This is a genomic window from Paremcibacter congregatus (genome assembly GCF_006385135.1).
Classification (GTDB): Bacteria; Pseudomonadota; Alphaproteobacteria; order Sphingomonadales; family Emcibacteraceae; genus Paremcibacter; species Paremcibacter congregatus.
This window is the reverse complement of sequence record NZ_CP041025.1, coordinates 508,396-525,000: the sequence shown is the minus strand read 5'-3', so window position 1 is coordinate 525,000 and position 16,605 is coordinate 508,396. Positions and strand designations below refer to the sequence as shown.

The window sequence follows — 16,605 nt, the reverse complement described above, 5'->3', positions numbered from 1 at the left end:
AGTTGAGTTGATCTTGTGTGCATCACGCCCAATCACAAAAAAAATACCGCATCTTGCAATGCACCATCATCTCGCTACTCGAGCGCAACACGATCAAAGACCTGATCCTGTTCATTACTTAAAACTCAAATAAGTTTTATAGTAAACAACAGTCCAGGAATTAACAGACCGCTGCCTACATCTCTCTTTCAATCTACAATGTCAAAGAACAAATCGGACGTTGCCGCCCCCGCTATCTAAAGCGCAAAACAACACCGCAAGGCCCGATCTCTATCCCCTCTTCCGAAGCGATAATCACTGGCCCCCGCCGTGTTGGTGAAGCGGGTTATAGAAGCAACAACACACCTTGTAAACAGGAAAAATGATTTTATAATAACTTTTTTCGCAAACCAAACAAAACTGCCGTTTTGAGCAGCTATCCTCCCCTCTGTTCTCGTCGACATATCCCCGAAACAAGCGACAAAGGCAATCGCCTGTTCGAATCCCGCGCCGCCTTTCAGGACATGCAGCATCATCGCCACTGACACCACAGGGAATAGGATTAAACATTTATAAAAAGAACCAGGTTAAAATAATGGTCCCTTGACAGTAGATCCGTCGTCATTAAACACATGAGAGTGATATAATCAGGATATCCGCGACAGAAAGACAGGAAACGTTGCCGAATACGGAACAGGGTAAATTGTTGGATTTTTTCCTCGGGAACCGGGCTGAGATGCAGGGCTTCCTGATGAAACGCCTGCGCAGCGCCGAAGATACCGATGATATCCTGCAGGAAATTTATTTGCGGATCGAGAAATTTACCGGAGAAGAAGATATTATGAACAGCCGCGCCTTTGTCTATCGGATCGCCAATAATCTGGCCATCGACAGAATGCGACAGAGAACGCGCCACAGAAATCATCACAGTGACGGCGAAGATACCTGCGCCGAGATTGCCGCGCCGCTGCCGCCTGCCGACCAGATCATCTATGGCCGGTCCCGTCTGAAGTTTCTTCAGGAGGCGCTCGGCAAGCTGTCGGAAAAGCAACGCACATGCTTCATACTGCACCGCTGTGACAAGATGACTTACAAGGAAGTTGGCCAGAAAGTCGGACTTTCCGAAAGCATGGCGAAGAAGCATGTGATCAAGGCTCTGGCCCATTGCCGAAAATATATGAGAAAAATTGAAGGATAAGTTAAACGCATTGCGTATTAAATATGTTACTTTACCCCGCAAGAGCGCTAATTAAAATAAAATAACCATGACCGATACGGAAAAAAACATAAATCGCATTATCGACGAGGCCGCAGAATGGTTTGTCCTTATCGAGGCCCGTGACGCCACCGATAAAGACAAAGCCCGGTTCGCCGAATGGCTTAATGCGTCGCCGCTGCATGCGCGGGAATATGCCGAAGTGTCCGGCCTGTGGGATGAAGCAGCCCTTTATGGCCGCGAGCTGGACCCTGCTCCGGCCGTCGTTCAGCTGTATCCCGACAGAAAAGCCACCCCGGGAACGCCGAAAAAGCCCGCCTCTTTGTGGTCGGAATGGCGCAAACTGGCTGCCGCGCTTGTGGTAGGCATTCTCGTGACCACGGCCGCTGCCTACCTGCTGTTTCCTCAACAAGGTACAGATATTACCATCACGGCCCCGCAAAGTTTTCAGACCGCAAAGGGTGAAAGCCGGCGGTTTCGCCTGGAAGACGGCTCCTTCGTTCAGCTTAATACAGACAGCCGCATTGAGGTGTCCTTCACCGACGGTTTCCGGGAACTGACCCTGAAACAAGGCGAAGCCTTCTTCGAAGTCGCCCCCAACCCACTGCGGCCGTTTATCGTCGCCGTTGATACAACCCGGGTTCAGGTCGTCGGCACCCAGTTCAATGTCAACAAGCGTCTGGAAAAGATTGAAGTCACCGTTCTGGAAGGTAAAGTGCGGGTTTCTGAACAACCGCCCCAGCAGTCGGAAAAATGGATCGCCGACCTGACAAAGGGGGAACAGGTTGTGACCCGCCCCATGTCCCTGATGAACAATACCGCAATGAAATCCCTGATCGCGAAGCAGGACCATTTGAATTTGAAGGCGATCCTGTCCTGGCGTGATAACAAACTGACGTTTGACAACCGCGACCTTCGGGATGTGGTCGAAGATTTTAACCGCTATAATGATCTGGTGCTGGTTCTGGCCGACCCGTCACTCAACCGGATCAAGGTCAGCGGCACTTTTAACCCCAATGACCCCGAGAGCTTTGCCAAGAGCATTGAGCGCATTGCTCATATACGTTCACAAGCCACACAGGACGGTCGTATTGTTTTTTACAAGGAGCTGGAATAGGGTTTAAATAGAATAAGGCGCCGGTTTTCCGCGAACAAGCCATCGCCCAGATTTACTTACACAACCATCTCTCGTATAATAAAATAATTCCGAGAGTTGTGTAATCGCGGGAGGAAATGAGTTTGTCTATTTCTAAAGTGTTACTGGTCTCTCTGGCCAGTACGCTTTTTGTGCATCAGGCACAAGCCGATCAAAAACGTTTTATCTTTGATATAAGGAACCAGTCCTTAAGTCAGGCTTTGCTTCGGCTTGCGCAGATGACAGGGATTCAGTTGCTTTATATCTCTGACATTGCCCAAAATGTCAGGGCCCCCTCCCTTATCGGCATTTATTCCGCCGAGGAGGCTTTGCCAATTCTGCTGCAGGACTCAAACCTGGAAGCAATTTTCATTAACGAGAACACTATTATTGTCAAAGGACCAACGCCCCAGGATGACGCGCAAATTGCCGCGCTTGGCCTTTCGGACAATTTCGGCGACCATGACGTCGACGTCATACAGGACTATCAAGAAATCACCGGAGCGGACCGCTATAAATTCATGGAAGAAATCATCACAACCGGACAGTTGGTCAAATATCCTGATTTTCATTCCTCCAGCCCGACCATCGCCCTGCATTATCAGAATTTCTCCAGTAACGGCGACCTGACCAATGATGAAATTCTCAATGTCCTGCCCCAGATCATTCCCCATGCAACACCCAATACAAACAACAGCGGCACAAACGACGGCTCATCCACCGTAAACCTGCGCCACCTCGGTATCAGCCGCACCCTGGTTCTCCTGAACGGGCGCCGCCTGCCCGGAGCCAACATGAGCGGCTATGCAGATATCAGTATGATTCCTTCTTCCCTGATCGACCGCATAGATATTGTCACAGGGGGCGCTTCTGCCATATATGGCTCGGGCGCTATCGCCGGCGTAGTCAACTTCATCCATGACAATCACGCCAAGGGTCTTAACGTGAGGGCACAAGCTGGCATTTCTGAGCTGGGGGATGCCGAACAATTCAGCCTGAGTACGGCCTATGGCCAAAGTTTCGCCAATGACAACGGCCATTTTTCTCTGTTTGCAGAATATAACAAGCGGGGCAGCTACACCGAAGGCGATCGCGATATATCGAAAAATAGCACACATGTTTCTAACGGCAAGATTGTCGAGACCGGCGCCAATACAGTACCCGGCGGACGATATACCTACAGCGGCACGAGTAAAGACGTCTCTCCTGATGCAATATCACCTGATCTCCTGCCTTGGTTCCAGGAGAATTTCCCCGTCAAGGATAATGGCGATATAATCGTCAACCGCCTGATCCGCTTTACGCCCGACGGCAAGCCCCTGCCCTTCATCTTTGAAGATCATAACATCATCCTGAGTGATTACATATATCTGCAGAACCCCTATCAACGGGCCAGTTTTTTTGGCTTCGCCGACTATCAGATCGCCGAAGACCTGACTTTTTTCTCTGAGGTTTCTTATACTTATAGTTACCATGACAGGCTACTCGCCCCCTACAGTCTCAGTAATCTCTATATCTCCGAAAGTCACCCGAACATCAGCCCCGAGTTTGCTGAGGTGGTTCGCCTGCTGGAAGGTGAAGATCCAGACAACCGCATCAGGGTAAGAACACGAATCCCAGAAGGCGGCAGCAGAAGATACACCCAAAACCGCCATTATGGCCGCCTGGTGTCCGGCCTCAAAGGGCAATTGAGTGCAGCATGGGATTTCGAAGGCTACATCAATTATGGCCTTTTGCGCAGACAGCGCATTCACAGGAATGGCTATTCAAGAATTAACCTCCAAAATGCCCTCGGCTGTCCGATCAGTTCAAGCGACACAAACCTTTATCCTGACGACTGCCCCGAGGAACTGCTTTTCCCGGACGGCGTTCGAATCAATCCGTTTGGAGCAGGTAACATATCAGACGAGGAAATCAAATATCTGCAGGGAACACCCCTGATCAGCCACGTCAAGACCGACCAGCTCAGCGCGGCCTTTCACCTCACAGGTACCGTGAACCATTTTCTCGCCGCTACCCCGATATTGATCGCTACCGGTCTTGAATACCGTTACGAGAAAGCCAGCAGAGACGTTGATCCTCGGCTTGGCACAGGTGAAATGATTGGTTTTAATGAGGAAATCGGGTACACAGGATCTTTCAATGTGCAAGAGGCTTTTGCCGAGGTAGGCATCCCCCTCTTAGCGAACAGACCTTTCTTTCATAAACTAGACTTTACCGGCGGCGTGCGGCTGTCTCACTATTCCACCGCGGGAAATGTCCTTGCCTGGCGGGTCGGCCTGAATTGGAAAATCATAGAAGGTCTGCGTCTACGCGGCGAATTCCAGCGCGCCGTCCGCGCCCCCAGCATCCACGAACTCTATCGGAAATCGGCGGAAGGTTTTCCGGATTTCATCGACCCCTGCGCCGGGGCAATCGGCGAGGTCGAAATTTTCTGCCATGACCTCGGCGTTGCCGACGTCTCACAACTCCGCACAGGCCAACATCAGGTCAGTTCCTTCTCCTCCGGCAACATAGAACTTCAGGAAGAAGTTTCCAACACCTATACGGCCGGGATCATGTGGAATCCGTCAGTGATCCCAAATTTGATCCTGTCGGCGGATTATTACGACATTTCGCTCGACAACAGTATTTCCCCACCCTCACCGACGGATGTCGCCAATCTGTGCATTGCCTCACGAGATGTCACCAGCCTCCACTGCCAATCAGTTACCAGAGATTCGAGAGGCAGGGTCACCCGTATAGATCGTCAGTATGATAACCTGCTGATCAATCGTCGCACCGGAATTGATCTTGAAATTAACTTTGGATTCAAGCTTGAAGAAATTGGCTTCAAACCGAACAGCGGCAGCATAGATATGCGTTTAATGGGCGGCTGGATACTTTCTTCCGAAGACCAGGCGTCACAAAACGCTCCCTTAATTGATTGCGCCGGCTACGTAGATGACGCCCTGTGTGGACGAGCAATCCCAGAATTCAAATCTATCTTCTGGCTGACCTACAAACAGAAAAACCTTCAAACGACTCTGCGTTGGCGTTGGCTTTCAAGACTAACCGATGGCATCTTGTTACATGACCCCACGGCACAGCCGGTCATTCCACATGTTGCGCCCTATCATTATTTCGACCTTCTGGGTAATTACAAAGTTTCGCATAATCTCGAGGTTTATGGTGGTATCCGTAACCTTACTGATAAACAACCGCCTCTTATTGAATCTGAGGTTGGCGCCGGCACCGACCCTGCCACTTATGACACCCGCGGTCGTTTCTTCTTCTTGGGAATTAATAAATCTTTCTAATTCAAATAGATAATAAAAACACTTCTCGAATCCCGAAAATAGTGGTGCCTGTTCTCTTGCCCTCCGACGTCATAGAAAAACCAAGAAAAAAAGCACTTGGTATTTCAACCACGAAGGGAAGAAAAATGAAAAATAAATTCCGAGGAACCTCCTCATGCCTGGCGCTGATGATCGCCTTGTCAGGCAGCACTGTATTCGCGCAAGACGCCGCGCAGACCAACGGCAGTGCCGCTGATGCACCAAAACTTGAACTTGATGAAGTGGTGGTCACCGGCTCGCGCATCAAACGCAGCAACCTGTCCAGTCCATCACCTGTAACCATTATGGACCGCTCAGAACTCAACATCACCGGCGTGGAAGATGTGGGTGATTTGTTGGCGGAACTGCCATCCGTTGATACCAGTTACAACGCCTCTACATCATACGGCTATATCAATATCTCAGGGCTTAGCCAATATAATCTCCGCTCTCTCGGGTCCACCAGAACCCTTGTGCTGGTGGATGGTCGGCGCATGGTCGGCGCTCGTCATGGCGGTACCGCCATCGACACCAACGCCATTGCCACAGATATGATCGAGCGTGTCGAGACCATGACAGGTGGCGCCTCTGCCATTTATGGTTCCGATGCGATTGCCGGGGTTGTGAACATCATCACCCGTGAAAATTTTGAAGGCTTCAAGGTTCGTGGTGAATATGGCTTCACCGAAGACGGCGGGCGGGAAAGATATCGCGCATCCGGTATTGCCGGCGGCAATTTCGCCGATGGTCGCGGTAACGCTGTGATCGCTCTTGAATATGTCAAGAAAACCCCTGTATATTCACGTCAACGCGAATGGGCCGGAGATTGCAACTATAATGAAACCACTTCCCAAGAAACCGTCGACACGCGTGCACTTGGTGGATATACCCGTCTGCGCTGTACTGACGTCAGCACCTATATTGACGGCATCCGCCTTAATGGTGGTCGTCAATGGTATGATCGCGACGGCGGTTTCCATACAGAAGCCGACACAGGTATCCGCCTGACAACAGGCGGAAGCTACACACCTGGTTCTGGAAATGGCGGCGGTATTTCACAATGGTATGATCGCTATACACAGTTGCAGCAATATGGATTCGATTTCGTTAAGGAAGCCTACCAGATCTACGCACCTTCTGAACGTTTCATGATTTCCACCAAAGGACGTTATGAAATTAACGAAAGTATAGAAGCCTATATGTACGGCTCTTGGGCTTCAGCAGACCTGCGCAATCAGACATCACCAGACACTTTGTCAGATAGCGATGTAGACAATTATTTCCGCTACGGCCTTTCTGAAGATGGTGAGAAGCAGCGTGTAGAAGGTATTTTCCACGACAATCCATTTGTAACGGATGAAATGCTTCTGGCGGACGGTCAGGATCTAGCGGATATTGATCCGACTGACTACTTCAATTTCCGCAAACGCTTTACCCAAGTCGGACCGCGCTCTACGGATAACCTGCGTGACACAACCCGCATCGTGGTCGGTGCCCGCGGTACCATCTTTAAGGACTGGGATTATGATATCGGCTACACTTGGGGTAGAACTTTACAAACCCAGGTCGAAAAAAATCAGATCCACTTCCGGAATGTTGCCGCAGCTCTTGATCTGGAAGAAGTTCCTGTCAGTGATGCCAACCCAACCGGCTTCCAATGCGCGGACCCCGAAGCCCGTTCACACGGTTGTGTGCCTGTAGATCTGATCAGCAAAAACGGTTTAACAACCGAAATGCTGCAGTGGATCACTGGCACCGAACATTTCCGCAGCATCAACTTGCAACAAACCATTGCCGGCCATATCACAGGCAATCCTATTGAGCTTCCTGCGGGCGAGCTTGGTATTGCGGTCGGATTTGAACATCGCCGTGAATCCAATGAGGTCTTCACTGATACACTGACCCAGAATGGTCTAGACGGATTCTCCGCCGTGCCGAACAATGGTGGTGCCTACAATGCGACCGATTTCTATGGTGAAATCTTTGTCCCACTGCTGAGAGATGCTCCAATGGCGCGGTCCCTGGATGCTTCTGCTGCTGTTCGGGTTGCCAATTACAGTCATCAGAATATCGGTAGTGTAACCAACTATAACTTCTCATTGGACTGGGCGCCAATCGAAGATATTAGGTTCCGTGGTGTGTTCGCTCGCGCCACCCGGGCACCAGATATCCGCGACTCCTTCTCTTCTGCACGCGGAACAAGCTTCAGCTTCTCCCAAGATCCTTGTGATGGTTTGCGCGCCGATGGTTCCGGTGTACAAGACCGTTTCAGCGCCGGTTGTTTGGCCGACGCCAATGTCGTCGCCAACATTCCAGGTGGCGGAGCCTTTGAAGGGCTTGACGATGAACGCGATCGTGCGTCCAACCGCGGCAACCCCGGCATCCAGCCGGAAACTGCAGATACCTACACATTGGGTGCTGTAATCACACCGACTGCTTTACCGAATTTCTCCATGACCATTGATTATTATAACATCAAGGTTGATGGGGCGATTACGACACCGGCCCGTCAGGATATCCTGGATTGGTGCTATAGCGGAACAGATACAAAATGGTGCGACGAAATCACCCGCCAGGATGCCGGACAGATCTTCACGATTAACAGCTACCCCATTAATGCCGAAACCTTCAAGGTTTCAGGTATTGACGCGGAAGTTAAATATCGTCTCGACCTGGACGACCAGTTCGATGTTCCCGGTGTTGTAAATTTCAAACTTCTGTGGACACGTCAGTTGACCAACTACAGAAACTATTCACAGACCGATGACGCCGGCAATGTCAGCATCATCAAGGATGATTATATTGGTGAGGTTGATGTACCGAAAAACCGGGCCCGCTTTAGTGTTAATTATGCCAATGGACCATACTATGTCTCCTGGCGTACGACTTATCGCGGATCAGTAATCACCGATGATAATTTCGCTGATGCTTTTGAGGCTTCCGGAGATACAGAAGGTGCTGCAAAATATCTTAAGATTGGGGACCGCTTCTACCACAATCTTTATCTGCGCTACTCATTTGGAGACGATGAACAATATCAAGTTTACGCAAATGTCGATAATGTTTTCAACAGCAAGCCTCCTTTCATTCCGGAAGGTGTCGGGGGCTCCTCCAGAACCCAGAGTTATACAGGTTATTATGATGGCCTGGGCCGGAACTTCAAGATTGGTATGAAAATCTCATACTAATACAATTCATATTCAATCCAGGGAAGGCCTTTCGGTCTTCCCTGACCTCCCCCGTTTTCCCCTTCACTATGTTCTTAATTTTCATCGGAGCTTGCCATGTTTTATGTGCGAACCACGTTACTGTTTGTCCTCAACATAGCTTTTATACTTATCGCTATACTTACTGCCCGAGCGACCGAAGTTCCCGGGTTAAACAACAAGAATCTGATCAAAGAAGGTATGCCGGATACGCCAGAGGCCTATCAGGAAACCAACCGTGGTTTTGTTTATTATTCAAGTAACTCATTTCTCGCCTGGGAAAATGATCGTCGCATCCTGATCAATAAGAAAAAACAACTTCACCGCCTTAAAGGACCTCTCGCCAAAACCGAGCAGCTTACTTTCTTCACCAAAAAAAGTATTGGCGCGGCCTCCCCGATAAAATATCTCGGAGACGACGGCTTTCTCATCAAACGTGACAGTAATGGTGATGAATATAATCAATATTATTTTATGGATCGTCTGACACGGAAAAGCATCCAACTCACAGACCCCGCCTACCGTTACAGGAGCGCCCTTGTTACACGAGACGGAACGCGTCTCATTTTCTCACGGTCACTGGGCACAAGCAGCATAAAAAGTGTGTCAAGCCTGTCCCTTGTGAAGGAAGGCGCGATTGAGACCAAACTCTTTGAAACAAAAAACACTTTTACACCTCTTGATAGTCTACAGGATGGCAAGACCATTCTGCTTCGCCAATATGTCTCCAATAGTGAAAGTTACCTTGTTCTCCTCAATAGCGAAACAGGGGCTCTTGATTACCTGACTGCTAAAAACCAGAAGTGGGCCTTTAAGGATGCTGTGGTGACGAAGGATGGTAAAGGATTGTATTTAATTTCCAACATGGGCAGTGATGTCGCCAACCTTCGCTATATGGACTTAGACACCCGCAAAATTTATTTTGTCGCTCAACAAATAATATGGCCGATAAAAAATATAACATTGTCGCCAGATGGAAGAAAACTCGCCATTGTTAGCAATCAGCATGGCCTGAACAAACTATACTTTCTGAATACAAGAACCAATAAACTTGATCACCCTGAAGGCAAGACGGTTGGCATCATCTCACGTCTTACATTCAGCCCGGATAGTAAGAAGGTGGCCATGAATGTCAGCCACCCCCTTTTTCCCCGGGATATTTTTGTATACCACCTCAAAAAAGACAAGCTGGTAAAATGGACAGAAAGCCGCAACAAATCAACACGCCATGTCAAACTCTCCATGCCGAAACTTGTCTTTTATAATAGTTTTGATAATCTCACCATTCCTGCATATATCTACAGCCCCCTGCCCGAAAATAAAAAATACGCCAAAAGTCCGGTGATCATCACGCTGCACGGTGGGCCAGCCAGTCAACATAACCCTAGCCTGTCAACGAAAACCCAATATTATGCCAACCGCATGGGCATCACCGTCATCGCACCGAATGTCAGAGGATCAGATGGCTATGGCAATCATTATGTCAGCCTCGATAACGGGTATAAACGGGAAGACAGCGTCAAGGATGTCGGAGCGCTCCTCGACTGGATCAAGACACAGCCGGGTCTTGATGAAGATCGCGTCATGGTCATCGGCGGCTCTTACGGCGGCTATATGGTGCTGGCGTCCCTGATGCATTACGGCGATCGTCTGAAAGCCGGAATTGACCGGGTCGGCATCAGTCAATTCACGACCTTTCTGAAAAATACCGCCGATTATCGCGTTGATCTGCGCCGGGTGGAATACGGGGATGAACGGGATCCCGACATGCGGGCTTTCCATACAAAAATCTCCCCCCTTAACAACGCCCATAAAATCACCAAGCCGCTGTTCGTGGTTCAGGGGCAGAATGACCCCCGCGTCCCCGCCTCGGAAGCCCGCCAGATCGTCGACGCGGTACGACAGAACGGCGTCCCCGTCTGGTATCTTCTGGCCAGGAATGAAGGCCACGGTTTCAAGAAAAGCAAGAACAGTCGCTTTTTGAACCGGGCCGTCATCAGCTTTATCCGCACCTATCTTCTCGACGAAAAAGTGCCTGGATAACCTGACACCATCCGACGTCCGCCGAACAGACCTGATGGCCTTAGGAGGTTTGTTTCGCGGGCGTCAACTTGGCTCCCGCCCCCGCCTTGCGATAAAGGTGCCAGGTCGCATAGCCGGTAACCACCGTCACCAGAAGCAGCGATACCGCCACGCCTATATTCCCGTAAATAAGGTTGCCAACCGCAAACATGGCCCCGTAGATCGCGGCGGTGGAAAACAATGTCGCATAAATGCCATGACGAATTTCGCCGTCCGCGCCTTTGATGTCTTCCTTGAATGTCGCCAGTGTCTCGGCGCTGGTGTTGCGGGTCATCAGGGTAACGCTGACCCAGCCGACAGTGGTCAGGGCGACGCTGTAAACCATCCGTTCCCAGCTTTCCAGGGAGATCAGGAAATCACCAAAGCCCGTGCCAGCGCCAAACAGGCGATGGCCGAACTGGAAAAACATGCTGATCAGGAAGGACAGAACCATGGCGGCCACCTCGCTCCAGACATTGATCCGCGTCCAGAACCAGCGCAGCAGGAAAAGTAACCCGGTGCCTGCGCCGATCGACAGCAAAATCTGGAAGGCCTGCAGGGCGCTTTCCAGCACCAGCGACATAAAGCCGGCAATCACCATCAGCACTACGGTCATCACCCGCCCCATAAACACCTGACGGCGTCCGGAAGCGTCCGGATTGATAAAGCGCAGGTAGAAGTCATTGACGTAATAGGAGGAGCCCCAGTTCAGGCTGGTGGAAATGGTCGACACATAGGCCGAGGCCAGCGACGCCACCACGATGCCCAAAATCCCGTGAGGCAAATAGGTCAGCATCCCGGAATAGGCCAGGTCATGGGCGATCAGGCCCTTGTCCACGTCGGGGAAGGCCGTCTCGATACTGGCCAGATCCGGATAGACAATCAGGGACGCCAGCGCCACCAGAATCCACGGCCATGGCCGCACGGCATAATGACAGAAATTAAAGAAAGCCGAAGACGCCACCGCATGGTTTTCATTTTTGGCCGCCAGCATGCGCTGGGCGATATATCCGCCGCCGCCCGGCTCCGCCCCCGGATACCAGGCGCTCCACCACTGAACCACCAGCGGGATCAGCAACAACGGCACATAATGTTCCGGATTGCCAAGGTCCGGCAATATGGAAATGCTGCCCACCACGTTGGGATGGCTCAACAGGTTGTCCAGACCACCGACCGCCGGATGATTGACCGCGAAATAGGCCGCCAGCAGAGAGCCTGTCATCGCCAGGACGAACAGCAGCATATCGGTGATCAACACCCCGAGAAACCCGCCAGCCGCCGAGAAAATCACCGTCAGCAGACCTGCGCCGATGACAATTTCAGCCGGGCTCAACCCCAGCATGACACTGCCGATCTTGATCGCCGCCAGAGTCACATTGGCCATGATCATGATATTGAAAAAGAACCCGAGATAAAGCGCCCGGAACCCGCGCAGAAAACGCGCCGCCTTACCGCTGTATCGCCGTTCGTAAAATTCAACATCGGTAGTGACGCCAAGCCGTCGCCATAATTTGGCATATACAAAAGTGGTCAGCATGCCGGTGATCAGAAAGCTCCACCAGACCCAGTTGCCGGACACCCCATTGGTGCGCACGATATTGGTGACAAGATTGGGTGTATCGGCGGCAAAGGTCGTCGCCACCATGGACGTCCCCAACAGCCACCAAGGCATATGTCGTCCACCCAGAAAATAGGATGCGCTGTTGGCCGACGCCCTTTTACTGACCCAAAAACCAACCAGTAACGTGGTGGAAAGCACCGTGATGATGATCCCCCAGTCCAATGCTGACAACTGCATGCTAAATCCTCATTCCCTATGATTTACGACATTATATTATATTTTTTTAAAAACTTTTTTCCCGCCAATCCAGGTGCCCTGAATCGTCCGGTCATCCTTCATCAGAATAAAATCCGCTGCTCCCCCGACTGTAAGTCGTCCACGGGTCTGATCCTGACCCAAAAATTCCGCAGGGTAGAGTGACGCCATCCGCAGAGCCTCCTCATATTCAATCCCCAGATAGGTGACGGCATTTCTCACCGCGGTCGTCATATCAAGATGCGACCCCGCCAATACCCCATCGCCATTGGCCAGGCGGTCGCCATCCCGGAAAATCAATTCTCCAAAGAAAGGAAAACTTTCTTCTTGTGTGCCAATCAGCGACATGGCATCGGTCACCAGCATCATTTTGCCTTTGGGTTTGGCGTGATGAGCCAGACGGGCCGTGCCGGCATGCACATGATGCCCGTCGAGAATAATGCCACACCAGCTGTCCGGGTCCAGAAGCGCCGCCCCGACCATACCCGGGTCACGGGAATTCAGCCGTGACATGGCATTGAACAGATGGGTAAATCCGGTGGCCCCGGCGGCCAACGCCGCCTGGGTGGTTTCATAATCGGCATTGGAATGCCCCAGGCAGACCTTCACCCCGAGACCAACCAACACGGCAATCACATCGGGCGCCACCGTTTCCGGGGCCAGAGTGATCATCTTGTCGCCCAAGTCGTTGCGTGCATAGACGATCAGTTCCTGTTCCGACAATTCCCGGATATGATTTTCAGGATGGATGCCTTTACGCGCCCCGGCAAGATGGGGTCCTTCGAAATGAATCCCGAGAACCCCGGGCAGATTCTGCGCAAGCGCCACCGCCACGGCATCCGCCGCCTGCTGCATCACCGCGATATCATCGGTCACCAGGGTCGGCATAAAACCGGTTGTCCCGAACGCGGCATGGGCCGCCCCCATGACCTTCAGCGTTTCCAGGTCAGGCGCATTATTGAACAGATACCCGCCACCACCATTGACCTGAACATCGACAAAACCCGGCGCCAACATACCATGCAAGCGTATTTCTTCCGCCCCGGCGCAGCCTTCAAACGCGACAATCCGACCGTCTGACACCGTGACAGGAACATCCTGCCGCAGGGTCTCGCCATCAAAGATATGGTCCGCGATATAGGTTACGCTCATTTTTACCTTGTCCTCGTTACTTTATTCAATCCCGGGGGCGCATCGGGGTTTACCCCGCGCGCCAAAGCGATTTTTTCCACATCCAGATAAAACCGCTGCAACAGCAGCAACGGCGCCAGCCGGGGATGAACATCGGCCATAACCTGATTCAGGTGAACCAGATCGGCACCGCGTCGTTTCATATCCTCGATCTGTTCTACATGGGCGGCTTCCGCTTCATCCTTCACCAGCACATCCAGTATGGTCAGTTTTGTTTCCACCAGGGTAACCGGCCCATGCAGAAATTCCGCGCTGCTGAAGGATTCTGCATGAATGCCACAGACTTCTTTCAATTTAAGAGCTATTTCCCGGGCGATACCATACCCCAACCCTCGGGCCAGGACCACACAATCATCCACGCCTTTAAAATCTTCCGGTGTAAGTTGCGCCGGACTGTCAATTGCCTTTTCCAAGTATAGAGGCAAATGCGTCAGAGCTTCAAGCAACTCGGCATTTTTCGTCCATTCCGCCACCAGATGTATAATGGCGCTTAAGGTCGTAAGGAAGCTTTTGGTGGCCGCCACCGCTTTTTCAGGACCGGCTTTCAATGGCACCACCGCATCGACGATATCTCTCAATGGCGAGGTTTCATCATTCACCAGCGCCACACAGAAGGCGCCCGCCTGCTTGGCCATTTCAGCCTGGGCAAGGATATCCGGGCTGCGGCCTGATTGTGAAATCACAATGACCAGCGCCTTAGACAAATTCTGCCGCCGCCCATATAGACCGGCGATAGACGGCATGGCGGAAGCGGCCGGGCGGCCGGCTTCAATACCGACCAGATATTTGGCGAAGACCCCGGCGTGATCCGAAGACCCCCGCCCGACGGTCATTACCAGCTGAGGATTGAACTGCCGGATCTGCGCCCCAAGCTCCGCCATTAAATTCCTGTTTTCCTGCAACTGCTGAAGAATACGGGCCGGGGCTTCCCGCGCCTCTAGCTGCATGATGGTTTTTGTCATCTCCGTCGTCTCTTCCATTAAATTCGTCTGCATTTTCTATACCGCCTCATGGTAGCCGAACAGCTCTTCATGAGCATAATATACAGCCCCGACTTCCGGCGGATCGAGTGGCGGTGAAAAACGCGCTGCAACATCCTTGTCGAGCCAGCGCATCATCCGTTCGGTCAGACCACCGATCATCGACAGGCGCGGCGGATTGCTGTCGAGCAGCTTGTCGCTGATTGCCTTGATATAATCGGCCGCCTCCCGCAGGATGGCCTGGGCCTGAGCATCATCATGATCCGCGGCTTCAAACACCAGCGGCGCCAGCTTGGCATAAACCCGGGACGATACCCGTGACATTTTTTCGACCACTTCCAGATCCGTCTTGCAGCCAAGATGCTGCATAATCCGGTCAGTGAGGTAAGAATGTTCCAGCACCCCGTCAAGCGCCAGCAACGTGACCTTCAATCCTTCCAGTCCGAGCCAGGCGCCGCTGGCCTTGTCCCCATGCGGGAAACCATGCGCCCCAAGAATATGGGTCTTGCCCTTGACGCAGGAAATCCCGCAGGATCCCGTACCGACTATAATCACCGCCCCGTCCGCTCCCTGATGCGCCCCGATGCAGGCGACATGCAGGTCGGTTGTCAAAAACATTTTTTTGAACGGATGATCCCAGTTTGACATGGCCGCGCTGCAGGTCGGCAGGTTCACCCCTGCAAGTCCGACCCCTGCAATCAGGTTTTTCATATCGCTTTCGGGCAGCCCCGCATCTTTCAGGGCCGCCGCCGTGGACGCAACAATCGCTTCCTGGGCTTCTTCTATTCCATGCAGCGGGTTGGCGGGTCCCGCCAGACCTTCTCCCCGCAGACTGAAGTCCGAAGAAACCAGACGGGCCCGGCATTTGCTCGCCCCCCCGTCAATGCCGATAAAATACTGATTATGTTCTGCGCGGCTAATGATCACAGTCATTCCTCTTAAATCTTCTTTTGTCCTGTCGATCTTCTGGTCATCGCATGCAGCGCGTTGCGCCCTCCCTTGCATATCAAACGACTGATCTGTCGGTGCCCTAATCTTAAATTCAACATTACACCGGACCATTTTGCGCCGCTTTGAAAAACGGTATGACGTTACAGTCCAGAGTTAATTGAATCCTGTATATCCTAAAATGACAGCGTTGTCATTTAGAAATTATAGATTCCGGAATTTTCTTTTCTCTTCGAAAATATTTATGACACATAAGGGGTTTGAAAGAGGGAAAAGGGAAAGGCATCGCCCTTGACCCTGAGCAGGAAGCGTGAAAAAGCAGGTGGGACTGACGAAGTATCCCCACGGCAAGAGCAACGCCGGGTTAAACCGACGCCCCCAAGCCATGGGTCACGGCACGAAAGATCGCCTGAGGCCGGGTACATTCTCGAGAGAATTAAAAGCGCCGTCCCACAGGTTTTACAAATTCATATTCTTTAATTTCCATAACTTTATCGATGACAAAGCCTTTGCGTTCCGGATATTTTTTCCGCACCTGCTCAAGAATATCGTTCTCGCTCTCACCTTCATAGGTGAAGAACTGCAAGTGCGCCCAATCACGGTTAAAATTAGGGTGATCCTTGTTTTGTTCCAGCATCTTCCGAACATCCTTGTTATACAAAGACACCTCAAAACGTTTTGAACCGCTATCCATGATTCATTCCTTAACTCAACTTATAAAACCAGTCTACATTCAACGAATATCACGGAATGCTT

11 protein-coding genes and 1 rRNA gene (1 of these 12 only partly in view) are annotated in these 16,605 nt (G+C 51.4%); 5 read left to right on the top strand and 7 right to left on the bottom strand.

The window, feature by feature from the left end:
- Both FIV45_RS02460 and FIV45_RS18570 read right to left on the bottom strand, forming a co-directional pair.
- Positions 1 to 5: ribosomal RNA gene (locus FIV45_RS02460) — 16S ribosomal RNA — on the bottom strand; it reaches 1,497 nt to the left of the window's first position.
- A 231-nt stretch (positions 6 to 236) separates the two neighbouring features.
- On the bottom strand, positions 237 to 521 hold the full coding sequence (locus FIV45_RS18570; protein ID WP_133118562.1) for a hypothetical protein: 285 nt from the start codon (positions 519 to 521) through the stop codon (positions 237 to 239).
- Between the two features lie 137 nt (positions 522 to 658).
- On the opposite strand from FIV45_RS18570, the gene FIV45_RS02450 reads away from it, so the two are divergent.
- From FIV45_RS02450 to FIV45_RS02430, 5 genes are all read left to right on the top strand, one after another.
- Positions 659 to 1,177, top strand: coding sequence for an RNA polymerase sigma factor (locus FIV45_RS02450; protein ID WP_139932293.1), 519 nt, complete (start codon positions 659 to 661; stop codon positions 1,175 to 1,177).
- A 67-nt stretch (positions 1,178 to 1,244) separates the two neighbouring features.
- Positions 1,245 to 2,312 carry a FecR family protein gene (locus FIV45_RS02445; protein WP_099472372.1) on the top strand — a complete coding sequence of 356 codons (1,068 nt, stop codon included), beginning with the start codon at positions 1,245 to 1,247 and terminating at the stop codon, positions 2,310 to 2,312.
- Between the two features lie 122 nt (positions 2,313 to 2,434).
- Positions 2,435 to 5,629, top strand: a complete 3,195-nt coding sequence (locus tag FIV45_RS02440; protein ID WP_165776988.1) for a TonB-dependent receptor — start codon at positions 2,435 to 2,437, stop codon at positions 5,627 to 5,629.
- A 125-nt stretch (positions 5,630 to 5,754) separates the two neighbouring features.
- Complete coding sequence (locus FIV45_RS02435) at positions 5,755 to 8,835, top strand: TonB-dependent receptor domain-containing protein (protein WP_099472374.1); 3,081 nt, start codon at positions 5,755 to 5,757, stop codon at positions 8,833 to 8,835.
- A gap of 96 nt (positions 8,836 to 8,931) precedes the next feature.
- On the top strand, positions 8,932 to 10,896 hold the full coding sequence (locus FIV45_RS02430) for a S9 family peptidase (RefSeq protein WP_099472375.1): 1,965 nt from the start codon (positions 8,932 to 8,934) through the stop codon (positions 10,894 to 10,896).
- A gap of 40 nt (positions 10,897 to 10,936) precedes the next feature.
- Here the strand turns inward: FIV45_RS02430 and FIV45_RS02425 are convergent, their stop codons facing one another.
- The 5 genes from FIV45_RS02425 to FIV45_RS02405 form a co-directional block, all read right to left on the bottom strand.
- Positions 10,937 to 12,712, bottom strand: a complete 1,776-nt coding sequence (locus tag FIV45_RS02425; RefSeq protein ID WP_099472376.1) for a sodium:solute symporter family protein — start codon at positions 12,710 to 12,712, stop codon at positions 10,937 to 10,939.
- Between the two features lie 36 nt (positions 12,713 to 12,748).
- Positions 12,749 to 13,882 (bottom strand): N-acetylglucosamine-6-phosphate deacetylase, encoded by a 1,134-nt coding sequence (gene nagA / locus FIV45_RS02420; RefSeq protein ID WP_099472377.1) that lies wholly within the window; start codon positions 13,880 to 13,882, stop codon positions 12,749 to 12,751.
- 2 nt (positions 13,883 to 13,884) lie between these two features.
- A complete protein-coding gene (gene nagB-II / locus FIV45_RS02415; RefSeq protein ID WP_099472780.1) occupies positions 13,885 to 14,883 on the bottom strand; it encodes a glucosamine-6-phosphate deaminase NagB-II in 999 nt (332 codons plus the stop codon).
- A gap of 36 nt (positions 14,884 to 14,919) precedes the next feature.
- Entirely contained in the window at positions 14,920 to 15,834 is a 915-nt protein-coding gene (gene nagK, locus FIV45_RS02410) for an N-acetylglucosamine kinase (RefSeq protein WP_099472378.1), read from the bottom strand.
- 451 nt (positions 15,835 to 16,285) lie between these two features.
- Entirely contained in the window at positions 16,286 to 16,543 is a 258-nt protein-coding gene (locus tag FIV45_RS02405) for a hypothetical protein (protein ID WP_099472379.1), read from the bottom strand.
- Positions 16,544 to 16,605 lie beyond the last annotated feature (62 nt).